The sequence below is a fragment of the Streptomyces shenzhenensis genome (genome assembly GCF_003688995.1).
GTDB lineage: Bacteria > Actinomycetota > Actinomycetes > Streptomycetales > Streptomycetaceae > Streptomyces > Streptomyces shenzhenensis_A.
The window spans coordinates 369,030-388,223 of sequence record NZ_PENI01000004.1; the positions used below are offsets into that span (position 1 = coordinate 369,030).

At 73.1% G+C, this 19,194-nt stretch carries 16 protein-coding genes; all 16 read left to right on the top strand.

What is annotated here, in order from left to right; all coding sequences use genetic code 11:
• Window positions 1-159 precede the first annotated feature (159 nt).
• The 16 genes from CTZ28_RS09330 to CTZ28_RS09405 all read left to right on the top strand — a co-directional run bounded on the left by CTZ28_RS09330 (window position 160) and on the right by CTZ28_RS09405 (window position 19,134).
• Entirely contained in the window at window positions 160-1,236 is a 1,077-nt protein-coding gene (locus CTZ28_RS09330; protein WP_121888785.1) for a nitronate monooxygenase, read from the top strand.
• Entirely contained in the window at window positions 1,233-1,991 is a 759-nt protein-coding gene (locus CTZ28_RS09335) for a 16S rRNA (uracil(1498)-N(3))-methyltransferase (protein ID WP_121888786.1), read from the top strand. The genes CTZ28_RS09330 and CTZ28_RS09335 overlap by 4 nt, the downstream gene beginning before the upstream one ends.
• Before the next feature lie 105 nt (window positions 1,992-2,096).
• Window positions 2,097-2,675, top strand: a complete 579-nt coding sequence (locus CTZ28_RS09340; protein ID WP_121888787.1) for a hypothetical protein — start codon at window positions 2,097-2,099, stop codon at window positions 2,673-2,675.
• Window positions 2,676-2,792: 117 nt separating this feature from the next.
• The gene (locus tag CTZ28_RS09345) at window positions 2,793-6,002 is read left to right on the top strand and encodes a S41 family peptidase (protein ID WP_121888888.1); all 3,210 of its coding nucleotides are present in this window, start codon (window positions 2,793-2,795) and stop codon (window positions 6,000-6,002) included.
• 487 nt (window positions 6,003-6,489) lie between these two features.
• A complete protein-coding gene (locus CTZ28_RS09350) occupies window positions 6,490-6,858 on the top strand; it encodes a histidine triad nucleotide-binding protein (RefSeq protein ID WP_121888788.1) in 369 nt (122 codons plus the stop codon).
• Window positions 6,859-6,864: 6 nt separating this feature from the next.
• Window positions 6,865-7,770, top strand: coding sequence for a ribonuclease Z (locus CTZ28_RS09355; RefSeq protein ID WP_121888789.1), 906 nt, complete (start codon window positions 6,865-6,867; stop codon window positions 7,768-7,770).
• A gap of 20 nt (window positions 7,771-7,790) precedes the next feature.
• Window positions 7,791-8,783 carry an adenosine deaminase gene (locus CTZ28_RS09360; RefSeq protein WP_183154320.1) on the top strand — a complete coding sequence of 331 codons (993 nt, stop codon included), beginning with the start codon at window positions 7,791-7,793 and terminating at the stop codon, window positions 8,781-8,783.
• A gap of 301 nt (window positions 8,784-9,084) precedes the next feature.
• Window positions 9,085-10,380 (top strand): glucarate dehydratase family protein, encoded by a 1,296-nt coding sequence (locus CTZ28_RS09365; protein WP_121888791.1) that lies wholly within the window; start codon window positions 9,085-9,087, stop codon window positions 10,378-10,380.
• A gap of 244 nt (window positions 10,381-10,624) precedes the next feature.
• On the top strand, window positions 10,625-11,767 hold the full coding sequence (locus CTZ28_RS09370; protein WP_121888792.1) for a carbohydrate kinase family protein: 1,143 nt from the start codon (window positions 10,625-10,627) through the stop codon (window positions 11,765-11,767).
• A 588-nt stretch (window positions 11,768-12,355) separates the two neighbouring features.
• On the top strand, window positions 12,356-13,432 hold the full coding sequence (locus tag CTZ28_RS09375; protein ID WP_121888793.1) for a PhoH family protein: 1,077 nt from the start codon (window positions 12,356-12,358) through the stop codon (window positions 13,430-13,432).
• 12 nt (window positions 13,433-13,444) lie between these two features.
• Window positions 13,445-13,942, top strand: a complete 498-nt coding sequence (gene ybeY, locus CTZ28_RS09380) for an rRNA maturation RNase YbeY (RefSeq protein WP_121888794.1) — start codon at window positions 13,445-13,447, stop codon at window positions 13,940-13,942.
• 10 nt (window positions 13,943-13,952) lie between these two features.
• Complete coding sequence (locus CTZ28_RS09385; protein ID WP_121888795.1) at window positions 13,953-15,260, top strand: hemolysin family protein; 1,308 nt, start codon at window positions 13,953-13,955, stop codon at window positions 15,258-15,260.
• Window positions 15,257-15,616, top strand: a complete 360-nt coding sequence (locus tag CTZ28_RS09390; protein WP_121888796.1) for an MmcQ/YjbR family DNA-binding protein — start codon at window positions 15,257-15,259, stop codon at window positions 15,614-15,616. Before CTZ28_RS09385 ends, CTZ28_RS09390 begins: the two co-directional genes overlap by 4 nt.
• Window positions 15,617-15,661: 45 nt before the next feature.
• On the top strand, window positions 15,662-16,015 hold the full coding sequence (locus tag CTZ28_RS09395) for a cytidine deaminase (RefSeq protein WP_121888797.1): 354 nt from the start codon (window positions 15,662-15,664) through the stop codon (window positions 16,013-16,015).
• Between the two features lie 1,160 nt (window positions 16,016-17,175).
• Window positions 17,176-17,652 carry a hypothetical protein gene (locus CTZ28_RS09400; protein WP_121888798.1) on the top strand — a complete coding sequence of 159 codons (477 nt, stop codon included), beginning with the start codon at window positions 17,176-17,178 and terminating at the stop codon, window positions 17,650-17,652.
• A gap of 156 nt (window positions 17,653-17,808) precedes the next feature.
• Window positions 17,809-19,134, top strand: coding sequence for a WxL domain-containing protein (locus tag CTZ28_RS09405; protein ID WP_121888799.1), 1,326 nt, complete (start codon window positions 17,809-17,811; stop codon window positions 19,132-19,134).
• The last annotated feature ends 60 nt before the right edge of the window (window positions 19,135-19,194 follow it).

Below are 19,194 nucleotides of genomic sequence, written 5' to 3' on the forward strand. Positions count from 1 at the left end.
GGGGGTGCCCCCGGGCAGGCACCGTCAGCCGGGGCGGCGGGGTCCGTTCTCCCGGTTGAGGGACGCGTTCCACGGGCGCTGACGCACCCGGTTGCCGGAGGCCTATGCCAAGCGCAGGCCGGGTTCGGACTTGTTCGGAGGACGTGACAACATGCGGTCATGTCCTCCGCACTGACCGATCTCTGCCCACATCCGATCGTGCAGGCCCCCATGGCGGGCGGTGTCGCCGTCCCGCAGCTCGCCGCCGCCGTGTCCGAGGCCGGCGGGCTGGGGTTCCTCGCCGCCGGGTACAAGACCGCCGACGGCATGTATCAGGACATCAAGCAGTTGCGGGCGCTCACCGGCCGTCCCTTCGGTGTGAACGTCTTCATGCCCCAGCCGGAGCACGCCGACGCGGCGGCCGTCGAGGTGTACGCGCACCAACTGGCCGGCGAGGCCGCCTGGTACGAGACCGAGCTCGGCGACCCGGACGGCGGCCGTGACGACGGCTACGACGCCAAGCTGGCCGTGCTGCTCGACAACCCCGTCAAGGTGGTCTCGTTCCACTTCGGGGTCCCGAGCCCGGAGGCCCTCGAATCGCTGCGCCGGGCCGGCACCTTCACCCTGGTCACCGCGACCACCGCGGAGGAGGCCCTGGCCGTGCAGCGGGCCGGCGCCGACGCGGTGATCGCCCAGGGCGTGGAGGCCGGCGGCCACCAGGGCACCCACCGGGACATCCCGGAGAACGACGGCTCCGGCCTGGGACTGCTCGCCCTCGTCGCCCAGATCCGCGAGACCGTGGACATCCCGATCGTCGCCGCCGGCGGGATCATGCGGGGCGCCCAGATCGCCGCGGTCCTCGCGGCCGGGGCCGGCGCCGCCCAGCTCGGCACCGCGTTCCTCGCCACCCCCGAGTCCGGCGCGTCCGCCGTGCACAAACAGGCCCTGACCAGCCCCCTGTTCGTCCGTACGGAGCTGACCCGGGCGTTCTCCGGCCGGCCCGCCCGCGGCCTGGTCAACCGGTTCCTGCACGAGCACGGCCCCTACGCCCCCGCCGCCTACCCCGAGGTCCACCATCTGACCTCGCCGCTGCGCAAGGCCGCCGCCAAGGCCGGTGACGCGCAGGGCATGGCGCTGTGGGCGGGCCAGGGCCACCGGATGGCCCGCGACCTGCCCGCCGGACAGCTGGTGGAGACCCTGGCGGCCGAACTCGACGCGGCCAGGACGGCGTTGTCGGCCGGGGACGACCCGCGATGACGGCGCCGGTGTTCGTGGTCGACTCACTGGACGGCGTGGCCGTGCCCGGCGGGGAGTTCGTGCTCGACGGTCCTGAGGGCCGGCACGCGGTGTCCGTGAAGCGGCTGCGGCCCGGCGAGGACGTCGTGCTCACCGACGGGCGCGGGCGCTGGACCGAGGGCGTGGTCAAGGCCGCCGAGGGCAAGGACCGGCTGGTCCTCATGGACCTGGCGAGCGTCGTCGAGGAGCCCGTGGAGCAGCCCCGGATCACCGTCGTCCAGGCGCTCCCCAAGGGCGACCGGGGCGAGGTCGCCGTGGAGACCATGACCGAGGTCGGCGTCGACGCCGTCGTGCCCTGGCAGGCGGCCCGCTGCATCACCCAGTGGAAGGGCGACCGGGGTCTGAAGGCGCTCGCCAAGTGGCGCGCCACCGCCCGCGAGGCCGGCAAGCAGTCCCGCCGGGTGCGCTTCCCGGAGATCGCGGACGCGGCCACCACCCCACAGGTCGCCGCGCTGCTCGCCGACGCCGACCTCGCCGTCGTACTGCACGAGGACCGCGAGCACGGCAGCGAGCCGCTGGCCACCGCCGAACTCCCCACCGAGGGCGACATCGTGCTGGTCGTCGGGCCCGAAGGCGGCGTCTCCCCGGCGGAGTTGGCGCTCTTCGCGCAGGCGGGCGCGCGGCCGTACGTCCTCGGCCGCACGGTGCTGCGCACATCGACCGCCGGGACCGCCGCCGCGGCCCTGCTGCTGGGCCGCACCGGCCGCTGGTCCTGACGGGCCGCCGGCCCCGGCCCACCGCCCGGCGCCGGACTCACACGAAGAGGTGACTGGCCGTTTGTGCCCTACCGCGGTGCCCAAGTCGGTGGCACTCTGCCCTCCATGGGGGTATTCAGCCGGATTCGGCGTCGGCCGCGGGGCGCGCGGGTGACGGCCGCGGCGGGGCTCGCGGCGCTGGCCGTGGTCGGCGCGGTGGCCTGCCGGCCGGACGGCCTGAGCACCGCGACCGTCGTGTACACCACTGACAGAACCGCGACCGCGCGGCTGGCACAGCAGCACATCGACGTGAGTTGGCTCAGCTGCACCGGCGGCGACGAGGGCAGGACGGCGGGCGGCACGGCGACCGGGCGGACACCGTCGCCCACCGAGAGCACGATCATCTCCGTCGACTGCCAGGGACGGACCGAGGACGGCAAGGACATCACCGTCAAGGGCCGGATCACCAAGGCCGTGGACGGCGCCTGTGTGCGCGGCGACCTGGTCGCCGCGGTGGACGGCAGACAGCGGTTCCACGTCAACGGCCTGGGCGACTGCAGTGCCACCCCCGCGCCGGCGTACACCCCGCCCGCCACCTACCGGCCCCCGAGCGGACCGCGGTCCGCCCCCACCGACACCGTGACCGTCACCCGCACCCTGTGGTGCCAGAGCGACCCCGGCTGCCGGCCGGTTGCGGGCAAGTGATCCGAACCGGGTTCATCTGGGGCGTCGGGTGCATAGGGTGATCGGGTGACTGAGTCCACTTCGACGGACGCGGCAGACAGGGCGGGTTCGGCCGGCGTCCCCCGAGCGTCTTCGTATCTGCGCTTTCCCCATCTGCGCGGCGATCTCGTCGCCTTCACCGCCGAGGACGACATCTGGCTCGCCCCCCTGGACGGCGGCCGGGCCTGGCGGGCCAGCGCGGACAACGTGCCCGTGACCCATCCGCGTATCTCGTCCGACGGCACCACCGTCGCCTGGACCTCCACCCGCGACGGCGCCCCCGAGGTGCATGTCGCCCCCGTCGACGGCGGTCCCGCGCGGCGGCTGACGTACTGGGGGAGCTGGCGCACACAGGTGCGCGGCTGGACCCCGGACGGCCGGGTCCTCGCGCTCAGCACACACGGCCAGCCCAGCCTGCGCCGCAGCTGGGCACGGGCCGTCCCGCTGGACGGCGGACCCGCGGACACCCTGCCGTACGGGCCCGTCGGCGACGTGGCGTTCGGGCCGTGCACCGTGCTGCTGTCCGCCGCGATGGGCCGCGAGGCCGCCTGGTGGAAGCGCTACCGGGGCGGTACGGCGGGCAAGTTGTGGATCGACAGGAACGTCGGCGACGGATCGGGCGCCGGGTCGGGCGACGGATCGGGCGCCGGGGAGTTCGTCCGGCTGCACGAGGACCTGGACGGGAACATCGAGGCCCCGATGTGGGTGGGGGACAGGATCGCCTTCCTCTCCGACCACGAGGGCACCGGAGCGCTGTACTCCTCCCTCGCCGACGGCTCCGAGCTGCGCCGGCACACACCGCTCGACGGCTTCTACGCCCGGCACGCCACCTCCGACGGCGACCGGGTCGTCTACTCCAGCGCCGGTGAACTGTGGCTCCTCGACGACCTGGCGGGCGCGGAGCCGCGCCGTCTCGACATCCGCCTGGGCGGGCCGGGCCTCGACCTCCAGCCGTACCCGGTGAACGCGGCCCGCTGGTGCGGGTCCGCGTCGCCCGACCACACCGCGCGCGGCAGCGCGGTCCTGGTGCGCGGCGCCGTCCACTGGGTCACCCACCGCTCCGGCCCCACCCGCGCCCTCGCCGCACAGCCCGGCGTGCGGGCCCGGCTGCCGCGCACGTTCCGCGCGGACGGCGAGGAGTGGGTGGTGTGGGTGACCGACGCCGAGGGCGAGGACGCCCTGGAGTTCGCCCCCGCGACCGGCCTCGTGCCCGGCGCCGTACCCCGGCGGCTCGCCGCGGGAGAGCTGGGCCGGGTCCTGGAGCTGGCCATGGCACCCGACGGCAGCCGGGCCGCGGTCGCCGCGCACGACGGGCGGCTGCTGCTCGTCGAACGGGAGACCGGCGAGGTGCGCGAGGTCGACCGCAGCACCGACGGCGAGGTCTCCGGGCTGGCCTTCTCGCCCGACTCGGCCTGGCTCGCCTGGTCGCACCCCGGCCCGCACCCGCTGTGCCAGCTCCGGCTCGCCCACACCACCGACCTGTCGGTCACCGAGGCGACCCCGCTGCGCTTCCAGGACTACGCGCCCGCTTTCACCCGCGACGGCAAGCACCTCGCCTTTCTGTCGAGCCGGTCGTTCGACCCGGTGTACGACGAGCACGTCCTCGACCTCGCCTTCGTGGTCGGCGACCGCCCGCACCTGATCACCCTGGCCGCGACCACGCCGTCCCCGTTCGGCCCGCAGCGGCACGGGCGGCCGTTCGAGACCCCCGACCGGGACGAGACCCCCGACAGCGAGGGCACCCCGGCCACCCGCATCGACCTGGAGGGCCTGGCCGACCGGATCGTCCCGTTCCCGGTCGAGGCCGCCCGCTACTCCAACCTGCGCGCCGCGAAGGACGGCGTGCTGTGGCTGCGCCACCCGGTGCGCGGCGTCCTCGGCGCCACCCGGGCCACGCCCGACGATCCGGACCCCAAGACCGAGCTGGAGCGCTACGACCTCGTCCAGCAGCGCATCGAGCATCTCGCCGCCGACGCCGACCACTTCGAGGTCAGCGGCGACGGCAAACGCGTCCTGCTGCGGACCGAGGACCGGTTGAGGGTGGTGCCCAGCGACCGGCGGGCCGGTCATGACGACGACGGCGACACCAGCGGCACCGTCGGCCTCGACCGGGTCCGGCAGACCGTGGACCCGGTCGCCGAGTGGCGGCAGATGTACGACGAGGCCGGCCGCATCATGCGCGACCAGTTCTGGCGGCCCGACCTGGGCGGCGTCGACTGGGCCGGGGTCCTCGACCGCTACCGCCCGGTCCTCGCCCGGGTCGCCACCCACGACGACCTGGTCGACCTGCTGTGGGAGGTGCAGGGCGAACTCGGCGCCTCGCACGCCTACGTCATACCGCGCGGCGGCTACGGCTCCGGCGCCCGGCAGGGCCTGCTCGGCGCCGATATCTCCCGGCACCCGGACGGTGGTTGGCGCATCGACCGGATCCTGCCCGCGGAGACCTCCGACCCCCGGGCCCGCTCCCCGCTGGCCGCGCCCGGCGCCGCGGTGCGCGCCGGGGACGCGATCGTCGCGGTCGGCGGCCGGCCGGTCGACCCGATGGTCGGACCCGGCCCGCTGCTCGTCGGCACGGCCGGGCAGCCGGTCGAGCTGACCGTCTCGCCGGCCGGCGGCGGCGATCTGCGGCACACCGTGGTCGTCCCGCTCGACGACGAGGAACCGCTGCGCTACCACGCCTGGGTCGCCGACCGGCGGGCGTACGTCCACGAGCGCTCCGGCGGCCGGCTCGGCTATCTGCATGTGCCGGACATGCAGGCGCCGGGCTGGGCGCAGATCCACCGCGACCTGCGGATCGAGGTGGCCCGCGAGGGGCTGGTCGTGGACGTCCGGGAGAACCGGGGCGGGCACACCTCGCAGCTCGTCGTGGAGAAACTGGCCCGGCGGATCGTCGGCTGGGACGTGCCGCGCGGCATGCGGCCGCTCAGCTACCCGCTGGACGCGCCCCGCGGGCCCGTGGTGGCCGTCGCCAACGAGTTCTCCGGCTCCGACGGCGACATCGTCAACGCGGCGATCAAGGCGCTCGGCATCGGCCCGGTGGTCGGCACCCGCACCTGGGGCGGCGTCATCGGCATCGACAACCGCTACCGCCTGGTCGACGGCACCCGGATCACCCAGCCCAAGTACGCGTTCTGGCTGGAGGGTTACGAGTGGGGCGTGGAGAACCACGGGGTGGACCCGGACGTGGAGGTGGTGCAGCGCCCGCAGGACTGGGCGGCCGGCCGGGACACCCAGCTGGACGAGGCGGTCGCGCTGGCGCTGGCCGCGCTGGAGTCGACACCGGCCAAGACGCCACCGCGGCTGCCGTGAGGCCCGGCGACCGCCGGTGCGGTTCCGGGTGCCGTGGCGGGACCCGGGGCCCGGGGTGCGCGGTGTGGGTGGGGGCGTGAGCCGGGCTGCCGGGTCCGGGGCGGCTGACGTGGCCCGGGGCTGTCCGCGGGGCCGCGCTGTGGTGCGGTCGCGGGGTTCGGGTCGGGGGTTGCCGGCCCCGGCCGCGGTGCGCTCCCAGGACCCGCAGCACGGGCGGGCCGCCGTGAGGCCCGGGGCGGGGCCGGGGGCGGTTGTGTGGCTCGGGTGGTGCTGTGGTCCGGGGGTGGGGGCTCGGCTGTGGTGTGTTCCCGGGCGGGCGGGGCTGCCGTGAGGCCCGTGGCGGGGTGGCAGGAGGCGGCGTGCAGGTCGAGGGCGGTCGTGCGGTCCGGGGTGGCTGGTGGCGGTGGGGGCCGAGGTGCGGATCCGGTCCGGCCGGCCTCGCTACCATGCACCCATAGGAGATCACCCGGCGTGAGGAGGCACACGCATGGCAGCGCAGCGAGCGGACGGCGCGCCGCAGGACGACTGTCTGTTCTGCAAGATCGCCGCGGGGCAGATCCCGGCGACGATCGTCCGTGAGACGGAGACCACGGTCGCCTTCCGGGACATCAACCCCCAGGCGCCCACCCATGTCCTGGTGATCCCCAAGGCCCACTACCGCGACGCGGCCGAGCTGGCCACCGCCGCGCCGACGCTCGCCGCGGACGTGCTCCGCGAGAGCCAGGCCGTCGCCGACGAGGACAAGCTGGAGAGCTACCGCGTCGTCTTCAACACCGGCAGCGGCGCGGGCCAGACGGTCTGGCACGCCCACGCGCACGTCCTCGGCGGGCGCGGCATGCAGTGGCCCCCCGGATAGGGCGCCGTGTCCGTCCGTGAACTGGTGGTGCTCGGCACCGCGAGCCAGGTTCCCACCCGGCACCGCAACCACAACGGCTACCTGCTGCGCTGGGACGGCGAGGGGATCCTGTTCGACCCAGGCGAGGGCACCCAGCGCCAGATGCTGCGGGCCGGGGCCGCCGCCCACGACCTGAACCGGATCTGCGTCACGCACTTCCACGGCGACCACTCGCTGGGCCTGGCCGGGGTGATCCAGCGGATCAACCTGGACCGGGTGCCGCACCAGGTGACCGCCCACTACCCGCGCTCCGGGCAGCGCTTCTTCGACCGGCTGCGGTACGCCACCGCCTACCGGGAGACCGTGGCGCTCACCGAGGCGCCCGTGGACCGCGACGGCACCCTCGCGGTGACCCCCGCGTACACCCTTGAGGCGCGCGGGCTGTCGCATCCCGTCGAGTCGTACGGCTACCGCCTGGTCGAGCCCGACGGGCGCCGCATGCTGCCCGAGCGGCTCGCCGCGCACGGGATCGCCGGGCCGGACATCGGGCGGCTGCAGCGCGCGGGCGTCCTCGGGGGCGTGACGCTCGACGACGTCAGCGAGGTGCGGCGCGGGCAGCGGTTCGCGTTCGTCATGGACACCCGGCTGTGCGACGGGGTGCACGCGCTCGCCGAGGGCTGCGACCTGCTCGTCATCGAGTCCACCTTCCTGGACGAGGACGTCGAACTCGCCGTGGAGTACGGGCATCTGACCGCCGGGCAGGCCGCCCGCGCGGCCCGGGACGCCGGGGTGCGGCATCTGGTCCTCACCCACTTCAGCCAGCGCTACCCGGATCCGGCGGAGTTCGAGCGGCAGGCGCGGGCCGCGGGCTTCGAGGGGGAGCTGACGGTTGCGCACGACCTACTGCGAGTGCCTGTTCCGAAGCGCAGGTGAAACGCCCGTACGATGCTTTGATGCCCCTCCCCAAAGCGGAACTGCACCTCCATATCGAAGGCACGCTGGAGCCCGAGCTGGCGTTTCGGCTGGCCGAGCGCAATGGCGTGAGACTGCCGTACGCGGACACCGAGGAACTGCGTGCGGCGTACCGGTTCGAGGACCTCCAGTCCTTCCTCGACCTGTACTACGAACTCATGGCCGTGCTGCGCACCGAGCGTGACTTCGCGGACCTCGCCGACGCCTATCTGGCCCGGGCCGCTGCTCAGGGCGTGCGGCACGCGGAGATCTTCTTCGACCCGCAGGCGCACCTCGCCCGGGGAGTGGCGATGGACACGGTCGTCGAGGGGCTGTGGCGGGCGCTCGGCAGCAGTGAGCGGAACCACGGCGTCTCCACCCGGCTGATCATGTGCTTCCTGCGGGACGAGTCCGCCGAGTCCGCGCTGCGCACCCTGGAGGCGGCCCGGTCGCACCTCGACCGGATCACCGGCGTCGGCCTGGACTCGGCCGAGGTCGGGCATCCGCCGGTGAAGTTCCGCGCGGTGTACGAGGCCGCCGCGGCGCTCGGGCTGCGCCGGGTGGCACACGCCGGCGAGGAGGGGCCGCCGGAGTACATCGCCGAGGCGCTGGACGTGCTCGGCGCCGAGCGCATCGACCACGGGTTGCGCTGCCTGGAGGACCCGGCGCTGGTCGAACGGCTGGTGCGGGAGCGGATCCCGCTGACCCTGTGCCCGCTGTCCAACGTCCGGCTGCGCGCGGTGGACGCCCTGACCGAGCACCCGCTGCCCGCGCTGCTCGACGCCGGGCTGATGTGCACGGTCAACTCCGACGATCCGGCCTACTTCGGCGGCTACGTCGGCGACACCTTCGACGCGGTGCGCGAGGCGCTCGGCCTGACCGAGGACCGGCTGCGCGAGCTGGCCCGCAACTCCTTCCTGGCCTCGTTCCTGGAGGACGACGAGGAGCGCAGGGGGCGGTATCTGGCGGAGGTGGACGCTTACACCTTCGAGTAGCGGTGGTCAGTTGGCGTCCGCTGAGATCCAGCCCGTCCGGCGTTTGAGGACGAGGCCGCCAGGCCGAAGCGGGGGTCCGGGGGCGGCAGCCCCCAGGACGTCGGCAGCAGCACCGGCCGCCAGAAAGCCGGCAGCCGGCGGCCGCCCCGGCCGTCCAGCCGCCCCAGGCGGATCGTCTCGCCGGACGCGGCCATTGACGCTCGTGATTCGTATATCTAACCTCTGTCTCCATACATGGATGGCGTCTCTATGGGGAGATGACCCTGCTGACAGCCGGACTCGACCTCGTGGGAGCCGCCCTGTGACCCGGAACCTGACCATCACCGACGTACGGCTGACCCCGATCCTGGTCGCCGACCCGCCGCTGCTGAACACCCAGGGCGTCCACCAGCCCTACACGCCCCGCCTGATCATCGAGGTGGTCACCGCGGACGGCAGCACCGGCATCGGCGAGACGTACGGGGACACCAAGTACCTGGAGCTGGCCCGGCCCTTCGCCGCGCGGCTGATCGGCCGTCAGGTGTCCGACCTCAACGGCCTGTTCACGGTCGCCGACGAGATCGCCGTGGACGCGAACCGGGTGAGCGAGGCCATCGACGTCGGCGGGCTGCGCGGCGTCCAGACCGCCGACAAGCTGCGGCTGTCCGTCGTCTCCGGCTTCGAGGTCGCCTGCCTCGACGCCCTCGGCAAGGCGCTGGGCCTGCCCGTGCACGCGCTGCTCGGCGGCAAGGTGCGCGACGCCGTCGAGTACAGCGCGTACCTCTTCTACCGATGGGCCGACCACCCCGAGGGCGTGGCCGGCGAACGGGACGACTGGGGCGCCGCCCTCGACCCGGCCGGCATCGTCGAGCAGGCCCGGAAGTTCAAGGAGCGGTACGGCTTCACCTCCTTCAAGCTCAAGGGCGGCGTCTTCCCGCCCGACGAGGAGACGGCCGCCGTCCACGCGCTGGCCCGGGCCTTCCCCGGGCACCCGCTGCGGCTCGACCCCAACGGCGCCTGGTCCGTGGCGACCGCGCTGACCGTGGCGGAGGAACTCGCCGACGTCCTCGAGTATCTGGAGGACCCCGCGCTCGGCACGCCCGCCATGGCCCAGGTCGCCGCGGGCACCCAGGTCCCGCTGGCCACCAACATGTGCGTGACGACCTTCGCCGAGATCCAGGAGGCGTTCACCACGGGCGCCGTCCAGGTGGTGCTCTCCGACCACCACTACTGGGGCGGGCTGCGCAACACCCAGCAACTGGCCGCCGTCTGCCGCACCTTCGGCGTCGGCGTCTCCATGCACTCCAACACCCACCTGGGGATCAGCCTGGCCGCCATGACCCAGGTGGCCGCGACCGTCCCCGACCTCCACCACGCCTGCGACTCCCACTACCCCTGGCAGCCGGAGGACGTCCTCACCGAACGCCTCACCTTCACCGGGGGCAAGGTCGTCGTCTCGGACGCACCCGGCCTCGGCGTGGAACTCGACCGCGACCGGCTGGAGTTCCTGCACCGCCGCTGGGCCGCCGACGACGGCACGCTCAGGGAACGCGACGACGCGGCCGCGATGCGGGTCGCCGACCCCGAATGGGTCACCCCCACCGTCCCCCGTTGGTGAACCGCCCTCCACCGAGCCACCCACCGACCACCACCCCGAGGACGACACCGGCGCGACCGAGGGCAGCCTGGTCGGGCCCACCGGATCCGGGCGCGGCGGGCGGCGCTGTCCCGAGGACGACACCCGGCGCGGAGCGCGTTGCAATGCCCGGGCCCGTGCGCGGCGTCGTCGCGCCCTGAAGGTGAGACCGGTCACGGAAAAGGGTGCACACTGACTTGATCCGTACCACGTCAGGGAGCACACCGTGACCGCGTCCCACGCGATGACCGGAGAGGAACCGGAGCACCTCACCCAGCCCCAGCACGGGCAGGTCCACGTCGACCCGCTGGCCGCCCTGCGCGTGCCCGGCGACCCGCCCTGGGACGTCTACCTGACGGGCACCGTCTTCCTGGACATCATCTTCACCGGGCTCGCCGCGGCCCCCGTACGCGGCACGGAGTCCTGGGCCCGGGGGATGGGGTCGAGCCCCGGCGGGGTCGCCAACATGGCCACGGCGCTGGCCCGGCTCGGCCTGCGCACCTCCCTCGCCGCGGCCTTCGGCGACGACCACTACGGCGAGTACTGCTGGGACGCCCTCGCCCAGGGCGAGGGCATCGACCTGTCCACCTCGCGCACGGTCCCCGGCTGGCACTCGCCGGTGACCGTCTCGATGGCCTACGACGACGAGCGCACGATGGTCTCCCACGGCCACGAGCCGCCCCCCGAGGAACCCGCCCCGGACTGCCCACCACCCGCGCGTGCCGCGATCGCGTCCCTGACGCCCGGGGCACGCGCCCCCTGGATCGCCCAGGCCGCGCGCGAGGGCACCCGGATCTTCGCGGACGTCGGCTGGGACGAGACGGGCACCTGGGACCTGTCCGGGCTGGCCGACCTGGAGCACTGCGAGGCGTTCCTGCCGAACGCCGAGGAGGCGATGCGCTACACCGGCGCCGGCTGCCCCCGGTCGGCGGCGCACGCGCTGACCGCACACGTACCGCTGGCGGTGGTCACGCTCGGTGCGGAGGGCGCCTACGCGGTGGACCGGCGGACCGGGGAGACCGCCGAGGTCCCCGCGATCGCCGTGGAGGCCCTCGACCCGACGGGCGCCGGCGACGTGTTCGTGGCGGGCTTCGTCACCGGCACCCTGGCCGGCTGGCCGCTGGCCGACCGGCTGGCCTTCGCCGGGCTCACCGCCGCGCTGTCCGTCCAGGAGTTCGGCGGATCGCTGTCGGCTCCCGGCTGGTCGGAGATCGGGGCGTGGTGGCGCAGGGTGCAGTCGGTCGAGGGCCAGGATCCGGCCGCGCTGCGGCGATACGCGTTCCTGGACCGGCTGGTACCGGAGGAGGGCGCACACCCGTGGCCCCGCCGCCGAGCAGTCCCCACAATCGGCTTCCGCCGCTCAGCCTGACCCAAGAAGCACCCCCGAGCCTGTCCCACCGGGCAGATGCAGCGCCCCAAAGGGGCGCGGGGAACGGCGCGACCAGCCACAACGCCGCAGCAGCCGCCCATCAACGTACCGGGGCACTCCCGGGGCTGACCTGCCCGAGCCTGTCCCGCCGGGCTGGTGCCAGCGCCCTGAAGGGGCGCGGGGAACTGCGCGACCAGCCACGACGCGCCCGCAGCCGCCCAACAACGTACGGGGGCACTCTCGGGGGCGCCCCCGCAACCGCCGGACGGCATCCCGCGGGGAACTGCGCGACCAGCCACAACGCGCCCGCAGCCGCCCAACAACGTACGGGGGCACTCTCGGGGGCGCCCCCGCAACCGCCGGACGGCATCCCGCAGGGAACTGCGCGACCAGCCACAACGCGCCCGCAGCCGCCCAACAACGTACCGGGGCACTCCCGGGGCGAACCCCCGCAACCGCCGGACGGCGCACGCAGGGGCGAAAAGACTTACGGCGTTGTCGGTACACCGTCGTACTCTTGGAATCGCGAGGCCGCCCTCAGCTACGCGGCCGTGATGAGGAGGAACCGCAGGCCTTAAGCGCCGGCCCATGACTCAGACACCCACAGCTCGCACCCCTGCGCAGGAGCAGGCGAGAGCACAGTTCACGGTCCCAGCCCAGCACCCGATGGTCACCGTGCTGGGTTCTGGCGACTCCCTTCTGCGCGTGATCGAGAAGGCCTTCCCGGCGGCCGACATCCACGTCCGGGGCAATGAGATCAGCGCGGTCGGCGACCCCCATGAAGTCGCCCTCATTCAGCGCGTGTTCGACGAGATGATGCTGGTGCTCCGCACCGGGCAGCCGATGACGGAGGACGCAGTGGAACGCTCGATCGCCATGCTCAAGGCGAGCGAGAACGGGGAGAGCGACGGCCAGGAGACCCCGGCCCAGGTGCTGACGCAGAACATCCTGTCCTCGCGCGGCCGCACCATCCGCCCCAAGACGCTCAACCAGAAGCGCTACGTCGACGCGATCGACAAGCACACGATCGTCTTCGGTATCGGCCCCGCCGGTACCGGCAAGACCTACCTCGCCATGGCCAAGGCGGTCCAGGCCCTGCAGTCCAAGCAGGTCAACCGCATCATCCTGACCCGCCCCGCGGTCGAGGCAGGTGAGCGCCTCGGCTTCCTGCCGGGCACGCTCTACGAGAAGATCGACCCCTACCTGCGCCCGCTCTACGACGCCCTGCACGACATGATCGACCCGGACTCGATCCCCCGCCTGATGGCAGCCGGCACCATCGAGGTCGCCCCCCTCGCATATATGCGTGGCCGTTCGCTCAATGACGCCTTCATCATTCTGGACGAGGCTCAGAACACCAGCCCCGAGCAGATGAAGATGTTCCTCACCCGGCTCGGCTTCGACTCGAAGATCGTGATCACGGGCGATGTGACCCAGGTCGACCTGCCGAACGGCACCAAGTCCGGTCTGCGACAGGTCCAGGACATCCTCGACGGGGTGGAGGACGTCCACTTCTCCCGACTGTCCTCGCACGATGTCGTACGGCACAAGCTGGTGGGCCGTATCGTCGACGCGTACGAGAAGTACGACAGCAGGCACGGCACCGAGAACGGCACCCACAAGGGCGGCCGCGACAAGGCCGGGCACGCGCACAAGGGGAAGTAGACCAGCACGAGCATGTCGATCGACGTCAACAACGAATCCGGCACCGAGGCAGACGAGCAGGCGATCCTCGACATCGCCCGCTACGCGCTCGCGCGGATGCGCATCCACCCGCTCTCCGAGCTCTCGGTGATCGTCGTGGACGCCGATGCCATGGAGCAGTTGCACATCCAGTGGATGGACCTGCCGGGCCCGACCGATGTCATGTCCTTCCCGATGGACGAGCTGCGGCCGCCCGCCAAGGACGACGACGAGCCCCCGCAGGGACTCCTCGGCGACATCGTGCTGTGCCCGGAGGTCGCCGCCAAGCAGGGGGCCGAGGCCCCGACGCAGCACTCCATGGACGAGGAGCTCCAGCTGCTCACCGTCCACGGAGTGCTGCACCTGCTCGGCTACGACCACGAGGAGGCCGACGAGCGGGCCGAGATGTTCGGCCTGCAGGCGGCCATCGTGGACGGCTGGCGCGCGGAGAAGGGCCTGACCGGCCCCTCTCCGGCACCCACGGTCTCGTGAGCGGGTCCGCATGAGTCCGCAGATCGTCCTCGGCGCGATCGCGCTGATCGTCGTCGCCTGGCTGGCCGCCTGCGCGGAGGCGGGCCTCGCGCGCGTCTCCAGCTTCCGCGCCGAGGAGGCCGTGAAGTCCGGCCGCCGCGGCAGCGCCAAGCTGGCCCAGGTTGCCGCCGACCCCACCCGCTACCTCAATGTCGCGCTGCTGGTCCGCGTGGCCTGCGAGATGGCCGCGGCGGCGCTGGTCACCTACGCCTGCCTGGAGGAGTTCCCCGGTTCCACCGCCGAGGCACTCCTCGTCGCGATGGCCGTCATGGTCCTGGTGTCGTACGTCGCCGTCGGCGTCTCGCCGCGCACCATCGGCCGGCAGCACCCCCTCAACACGGCCACCGCGGCGGCGTATGTGCTGGTGCCGCTGGCCCGGGTGATGGGCCCGATCCCGTCGCTGCTGATCCTCATCGGTAACGCGCTCACCCCCGGCAAGGGCTTCCGCCGTGGCCCGTTCGCCTCCGAGGCGGAGCTGCGCGCGCTGGTCGACCTCGCCGAGCAGGAGTCGCTCATCGAGGACGAGGAGCGCCGCATGGTGCACTCGGTCTTCGAGCTCGGCGACACCCTGGTGCGGGAGGTCATGGTCCCGCGCACCGACCTGATCGTCATCGAGCGCTACAAGACGATCCGGCAGGCCCTGACCCTGGCGCTCAGGTCCGGTTTCTCGCGTATCCCGGTCACCGGTGAGAGCGAGGACGACATCGTCGGGATCGTGTATCTGAAGGACCTGGTCCGCAAGACGCACATCAGCCGCGACGCCGAGAACGACGTGGTGTCCACGGCCATGCGGCCCGCCGTGTTCGTGCCGGACACCAAGAACGCCGGCGACCTGCTGCGTGAGATGCAGAAGGAACGCAACCACGTCGCGGTCGTCATCGACGAGTACGGCGGCACGGCCGGCATCGTCACCATCGAGGACATCCTGGAGGAGATCGTCGGGGAGATCACCGACGAGTACGACCGTGAGCTGCCGCCCGTCGAGGAGCTGGGCGACGACCGCTACCGGGTCACCGCCCGCCTCGACATCACCGACCTCGGCGAGCTGTACGGGCTGGAGGAGTACGACGACGAGGACGTGGAGACGGTCGGCGGGCTGCTCGCGAAGGCGCTGGGGCGGGTGCCGATCGCGGGCGCCTCGTCGGTCGTGGAGCTGCCGGACGGCCGGGAGCTGCGGCTGACGGCCGAGGCCGCGATCGGTCGCCGGAACAAGATCGTGACGGTGCTGGTGGAGCCGGTCGTGGTGGAGGGCGTGCCCGCCGAGAAGGAGTCCGGGTGACGCCCCGGGCGCTGCGTGACTTCTGCCTGTCCTTCAACGCGAGCGTGGAGGACTTTCCGTTCAACCCCGAGCTCTCGGTCTTCAAGGTGCGGGGCAAGCTCTTCGCGCTGACGAGCCTGGAGGCCACGCCCCTGACGGTCAACCTCAAGTGCGATCCGGAGGACGCGGTCCGGCTGCGTGGCGAGCACCCGGGGCTGATCGTCCCGGGCTGGCACATGAACAAGCGGCACTGGAACACCGTCACGGTCGACGGCGCGCTCCCGGACCGTGTGGTCAGGGAGTTGGTCGAGGACTCGTACGACCTGGTCGTCGCCGGACTGCCGCGCGCCGAGCGGCTCCGCCTGGACCGCCCCTGACCCCCGTGGTGGAGCGGGCCGTGCGGGGCTTCGTATGCTCGGGGCATGACCGACAGCACCGGGCTCGACCCCGAGGACCGCAAGATCGTCACTCTGGCCCGTTCCGCGCGGGCCCGCAACGGCGTGCCCGAGGGCGCGGCGGTACGGGACGAGACCGGGCGTACGTATGTCGCCGGGACCGTCGCCCTCGACTCCCTGCGGCTCAGCGCCCTGCGGACGGCCGTGGCGATGGCGGTGGCGTCCGGGGCGAAGTCCCTTGAGGCGGCGGCCGTGGTGACCGAGTCCGACACCGTGCCCACCGAGGACCTGTCCGCCGTACGAGACCTCGGCGGCCCGGACACCCCTGTCCTACTGTCCACCCCCGACGGCAAGATCCACCGAACCCTGACCGCCACCTGAATCCCACGGCGCCCAGCCGCTTGGCTGGCGCGGCACCGCTCCCGCTCGGGTGGACCCCGGCTCTCCGGGCTGCCCGAGCCGCACGCCTGCACGGCACGGCTTCGGTCCGGGCAAGCCGCACCACACTTGCCCGGGCGATGAACTCCGCGTCCCCGGCGCGGCCGCCCGCACGACTCTCGACCGCCCGCGCCGCTGGGCTTCTGCCGGACCATGCGGCATGGCTTCCCGCCGGGGTGATGAACCCCGCCGGCCCGGCCCGGCCGCCCGCACGGCTCGTGACCGACCGCATTGCTCCTGCCCGGCCACGCCGTATCGCTCCGGGCGAGCCGTATCCGCTCCCGCCCGGCTGAGCTGCTCGGCTTCTGCCCGGTCGCACGGCACGGTTCTCGGCCGGGCGAGACGTGTCGCTCTCCGTCGGGTGAACCCGACCGCTCTCGGGCCGGCTGAGCCGCTTGGCTTCTGCCCGGTCGCACGGCACTGCTCTCGGCCGGGCGAGTCGCACCGCTTCCGGCCCGGCCGCGATGTACGGCTTTGGGCCGGGCAGCGAGCCGCACCGCTCCCGCTCGGGTGGACCCCACCGGTCCCACTCGACCGGGCCGCTCGGCTCTTGCCGGACCGTGCTGCACCGTTGTCGGTGGCCGAGTCGCATCGCTTCCGGCCGGGTGAACCCCACCGCTCCCGCCGGGGTGATGAATCCCGCCGGCCCGGCCGCCCGCACGGCTCGTGACCGCCCGCACTGCTCCCGCCTGACCGCACCGCACGGCTTCTGCCCGGCCACACCGCATCGCTCCCGGCCGGACGAACCCCACTGCCCTCGCTCGGGTGGACCCCACCGGTCCCGTCCGACCCAGCCGCTCGGCTTCTTCCCGGTCGCGTGACATGGCTCTCGGCCGGGCGAGACGTATCGCTCTCCGTCGAGTGAACCCCACCGATCCCGGCCGGAGTTGGGCAGGCGGTAGCTGTTCTGGTTAATCGGCTGGAAATCGGCCTTGTCGGCGGGTGTCCCTCGCGTATCAATGGAACCGCAAGTTCCCGACGGACCGTCAGTTTCAGCCCCGCAGGGTGCCCGCATCCACCTGGTCCGGGGTCGTCCGTCGGCGCGTACCTCCCGTCCATCCCCACATGGCATTCCCAGACAACGGGAAGGGAGCCGGATTCCCATGAGAGGCAAGCGAACAGCAACCGGTGCGGCACTGGCGGTCGGGGCCCTCGCGGTCACCGGGCTGGCCTTCGCGCCCGCAGCCCTGGCCGTCACCCCGCAATCGGCGACGATCACCGCCGACTGCGGAGCCTTCGGCGGCGGCGCGGCCACGCTCACCGCAACCCAGAGCGGCACCTCGGCCACCATGACCCTCACGTCCACCGCGGTCACCGCACCCCTGTCACTGTCGGCGGACTCGATCACGTCCAAGCTCACGATGGTCAAGGCGGGCGGCGGCACCACCGTCTTCAGCGGCACGAAGAACCCCGCCATGGCCGCCGGTGACCCGGTCACCGTCGGCCCGCTCAGCGGCACCGTGGCCTCCGGCGACAGCCTGGAGGCGAACGGCGGTTCGCTGCAGATGACGGTCTTCGGTATCACCATCACCTGTACGGCGACCGGCAACCAGTCGCCGGGCCCGTTCGTGTTCGACTGACCCGACGCAGGTCCGACGCACGGCTGCGGCAGGAGAACTGACACCATGTCAGTTCTCCTGCCGCTTCTTCATTGACTTCTCACGCGACCTCCACATCAATGGCCCCCTGTCGGCGCAGCCGAGCCGCTGCGCCCGCAACCCTCAAGGAGGGGGCCCATGGGTTCGACACTCCGAAGATCCGCACGCCGGCGCTGGGCGTCCCTGCTCGGCGCGACCGCGCTCGCGGTCACCGCGGGCGGCGCCCTGGCCTGCCCGGCCGCGGCGGGCAGCAACGTGGACTTCGCCACCCACTGCATCCCGCCCGCGATCGCGGGCCTGCCGCCCATCGACGGCACCACCACCGCGAACATCACGGTGGACGACACCAGCCCCGAGGTCGGCGACACCGTCGCCGTGACCTACACCGTGGTCACGGCCGCCGCCGCCAACCCCACCGACCTCGCCCTGCCGGCCGACATCATGACCCCGACCGGAAAGGTCACCCTCGGCGGCGCGCAGAGCGGCAGCATCACGGTGGCGGGGCCGAAGAAGAACCCCCCGGTGCCGGGAAGGGGCACGTTCCCGTCGTTCTCCATGACCGGGACGTTCACCGTCACCTCGCCCGGCGCGATCACCCTCTCGCCCGGCGACTACAACATCCACACCAGCTACATCCTCGAACTGGACACCCCCTGCACGGTCATCGCCCCGCCAGCCCCGGTGTCCCAGACCGTCACGGCGACCTCCGGCGTCCCCACCAACACCCGTGCCATCTCGCTGAGTTCGGCATCCGGGGACCCGGGGGACAGCGTCACCGTGAGCGGCAGCGACTTCACGCCGGGCGCGAGCGTCACGCTGGCCGGGCGGTCCGGGGCGGCGCAGACCGCGGACACGGCGACCGTGACCGCGAACGCCCAGGGCTCCTTCAGCGGTTCCCTCGTCGTCAACGACCCGGCCACGACCGGGATCGTGGCCTACGAGGGCAGCGCATGGAACGCCGACCTGGGCGCAGGACCCGCGGCCTACGTCGTCAACGACACCACGCCCGTCCCCGACGGCAGCCAGCGGCTGACCACCACCGTCAAGGCGGGCACGCTGGCCATGTCCCAGGCCGGGGACTCCGTCGCGCTGTCGGCGGTCGACTTCGGCGAGGGCGGCGCCTCGACGGGCGCGCTGCGCACGGTGACCGTCAAGGACTTCCGCGGCGGCCCCGCGGGCTGGTCCCTGACCGGCAAGGTCACCGACTTCACCGGCCCCGGCGGGCGGATCGACGCCGGGAAGCTGAGCTGGACCCCCGCCTGCGCGACCGAGACGGGCAGCCCGAGCACCTGCGCGGCCGGCTCGGCGGGCACGGTGGGCGCTTCGGGGGCCACGCTGGCACAGGCGCCCGACGGGACGCTCACCGGCGGTGAGTTCACCGTCGACGCCGGACTGTCCCTGGACGTACCGGCGTTCACGCCTCCGGGCGCGTACTCCGGCGTCCTCACGCTCACCCTCACCTGACCGCATCCGACTCCGGCGGCCGGGCGCCCGCCCGCGCGGGGCCGCACCCGTCCGACCGCC

What these genes read in the sequence shown, in the direction of transcription:
- CTZ28_RS09330 (WP_121888785.1), top strand. Translation starts at nt 160, where the DNA reads ATGTCCTCCGCACTGACCGATCTCTGCCCACATCCGATCGTGCAGGCC.
- CTZ28_RS09335 (WP_121888786.1), top strand. Translation starts at nt 1,233, where the DNA reads ATGACGGCGCCGGTGTTCGTGGTCGACTCACTGGACGGCGTGGCCGTG.
- CTZ28_RS09340 (WP_121888787.1), top strand. Translation starts at nt 2,097, where the DNA reads ATGGGGGTATTCAGCCGGATTCGGCGTCGGCCGCGGGGCGCGCGGGTG.
- CTZ28_RS09350 (WP_121888788.1), top strand. Translation starts at nt 6,490, where the DNA reads ATGGCAGCGCAGCGAGCGGACGGCGCGCCGCAGGACGACTGTCTGTTC.
- CTZ28_RS09360 (WP_183154320.1), top strand. Translation starts at nt 7,791, where the DNA reads ATGCCCCTCCCCAAAGCGGAACTGCACCTCCATATCGAAGGCACGCTG.
- CTZ28_RS09375 (WP_121888793.1), top strand. Translation starts at nt 12,356, where the DNA reads ATGACTCAGACACCCACAGCTCGCACCCCTGCGCAGGAGCAGGCGAGA.
- ybeY (WP_121888794.1), top strand. Translation starts at nt 13,445, where the DNA reads ATGTCGATCGACGTCAACAACGAATCCGGCACCGAGGCAGACGAGCAG.
- CTZ28_RS09385 (WP_121888795.1), top strand. Translation starts at nt 13,953, where the DNA reads ATGAGTCCGCAGATCGTCCTCGGCGCGATCGCGCTGATCGTCGTCGCC.
- CTZ28_RS09395 (WP_121888797.1), top strand. Translation starts at nt 15,662, where the DNA reads ATGACCGACAGCACCGGGCTCGACCCCGAGGACCGCAAGATCGTCACT.
- CTZ28_RS09400 (WP_121888798.1), top strand. Translation starts at nt 17,176, where the DNA reads ATGAGAGGCAAGCGAACAGCAACCGGTGCGGCACTGGCGGTCGGGGCC.
- CTZ28_RS09405 (WP_121888799.1), top strand. Translation starts at nt 17,809, where the DNA reads ATGGGTTCGACACTCCGAAGATCCGCACGCCGGCGCTGGGCGTCCCTG.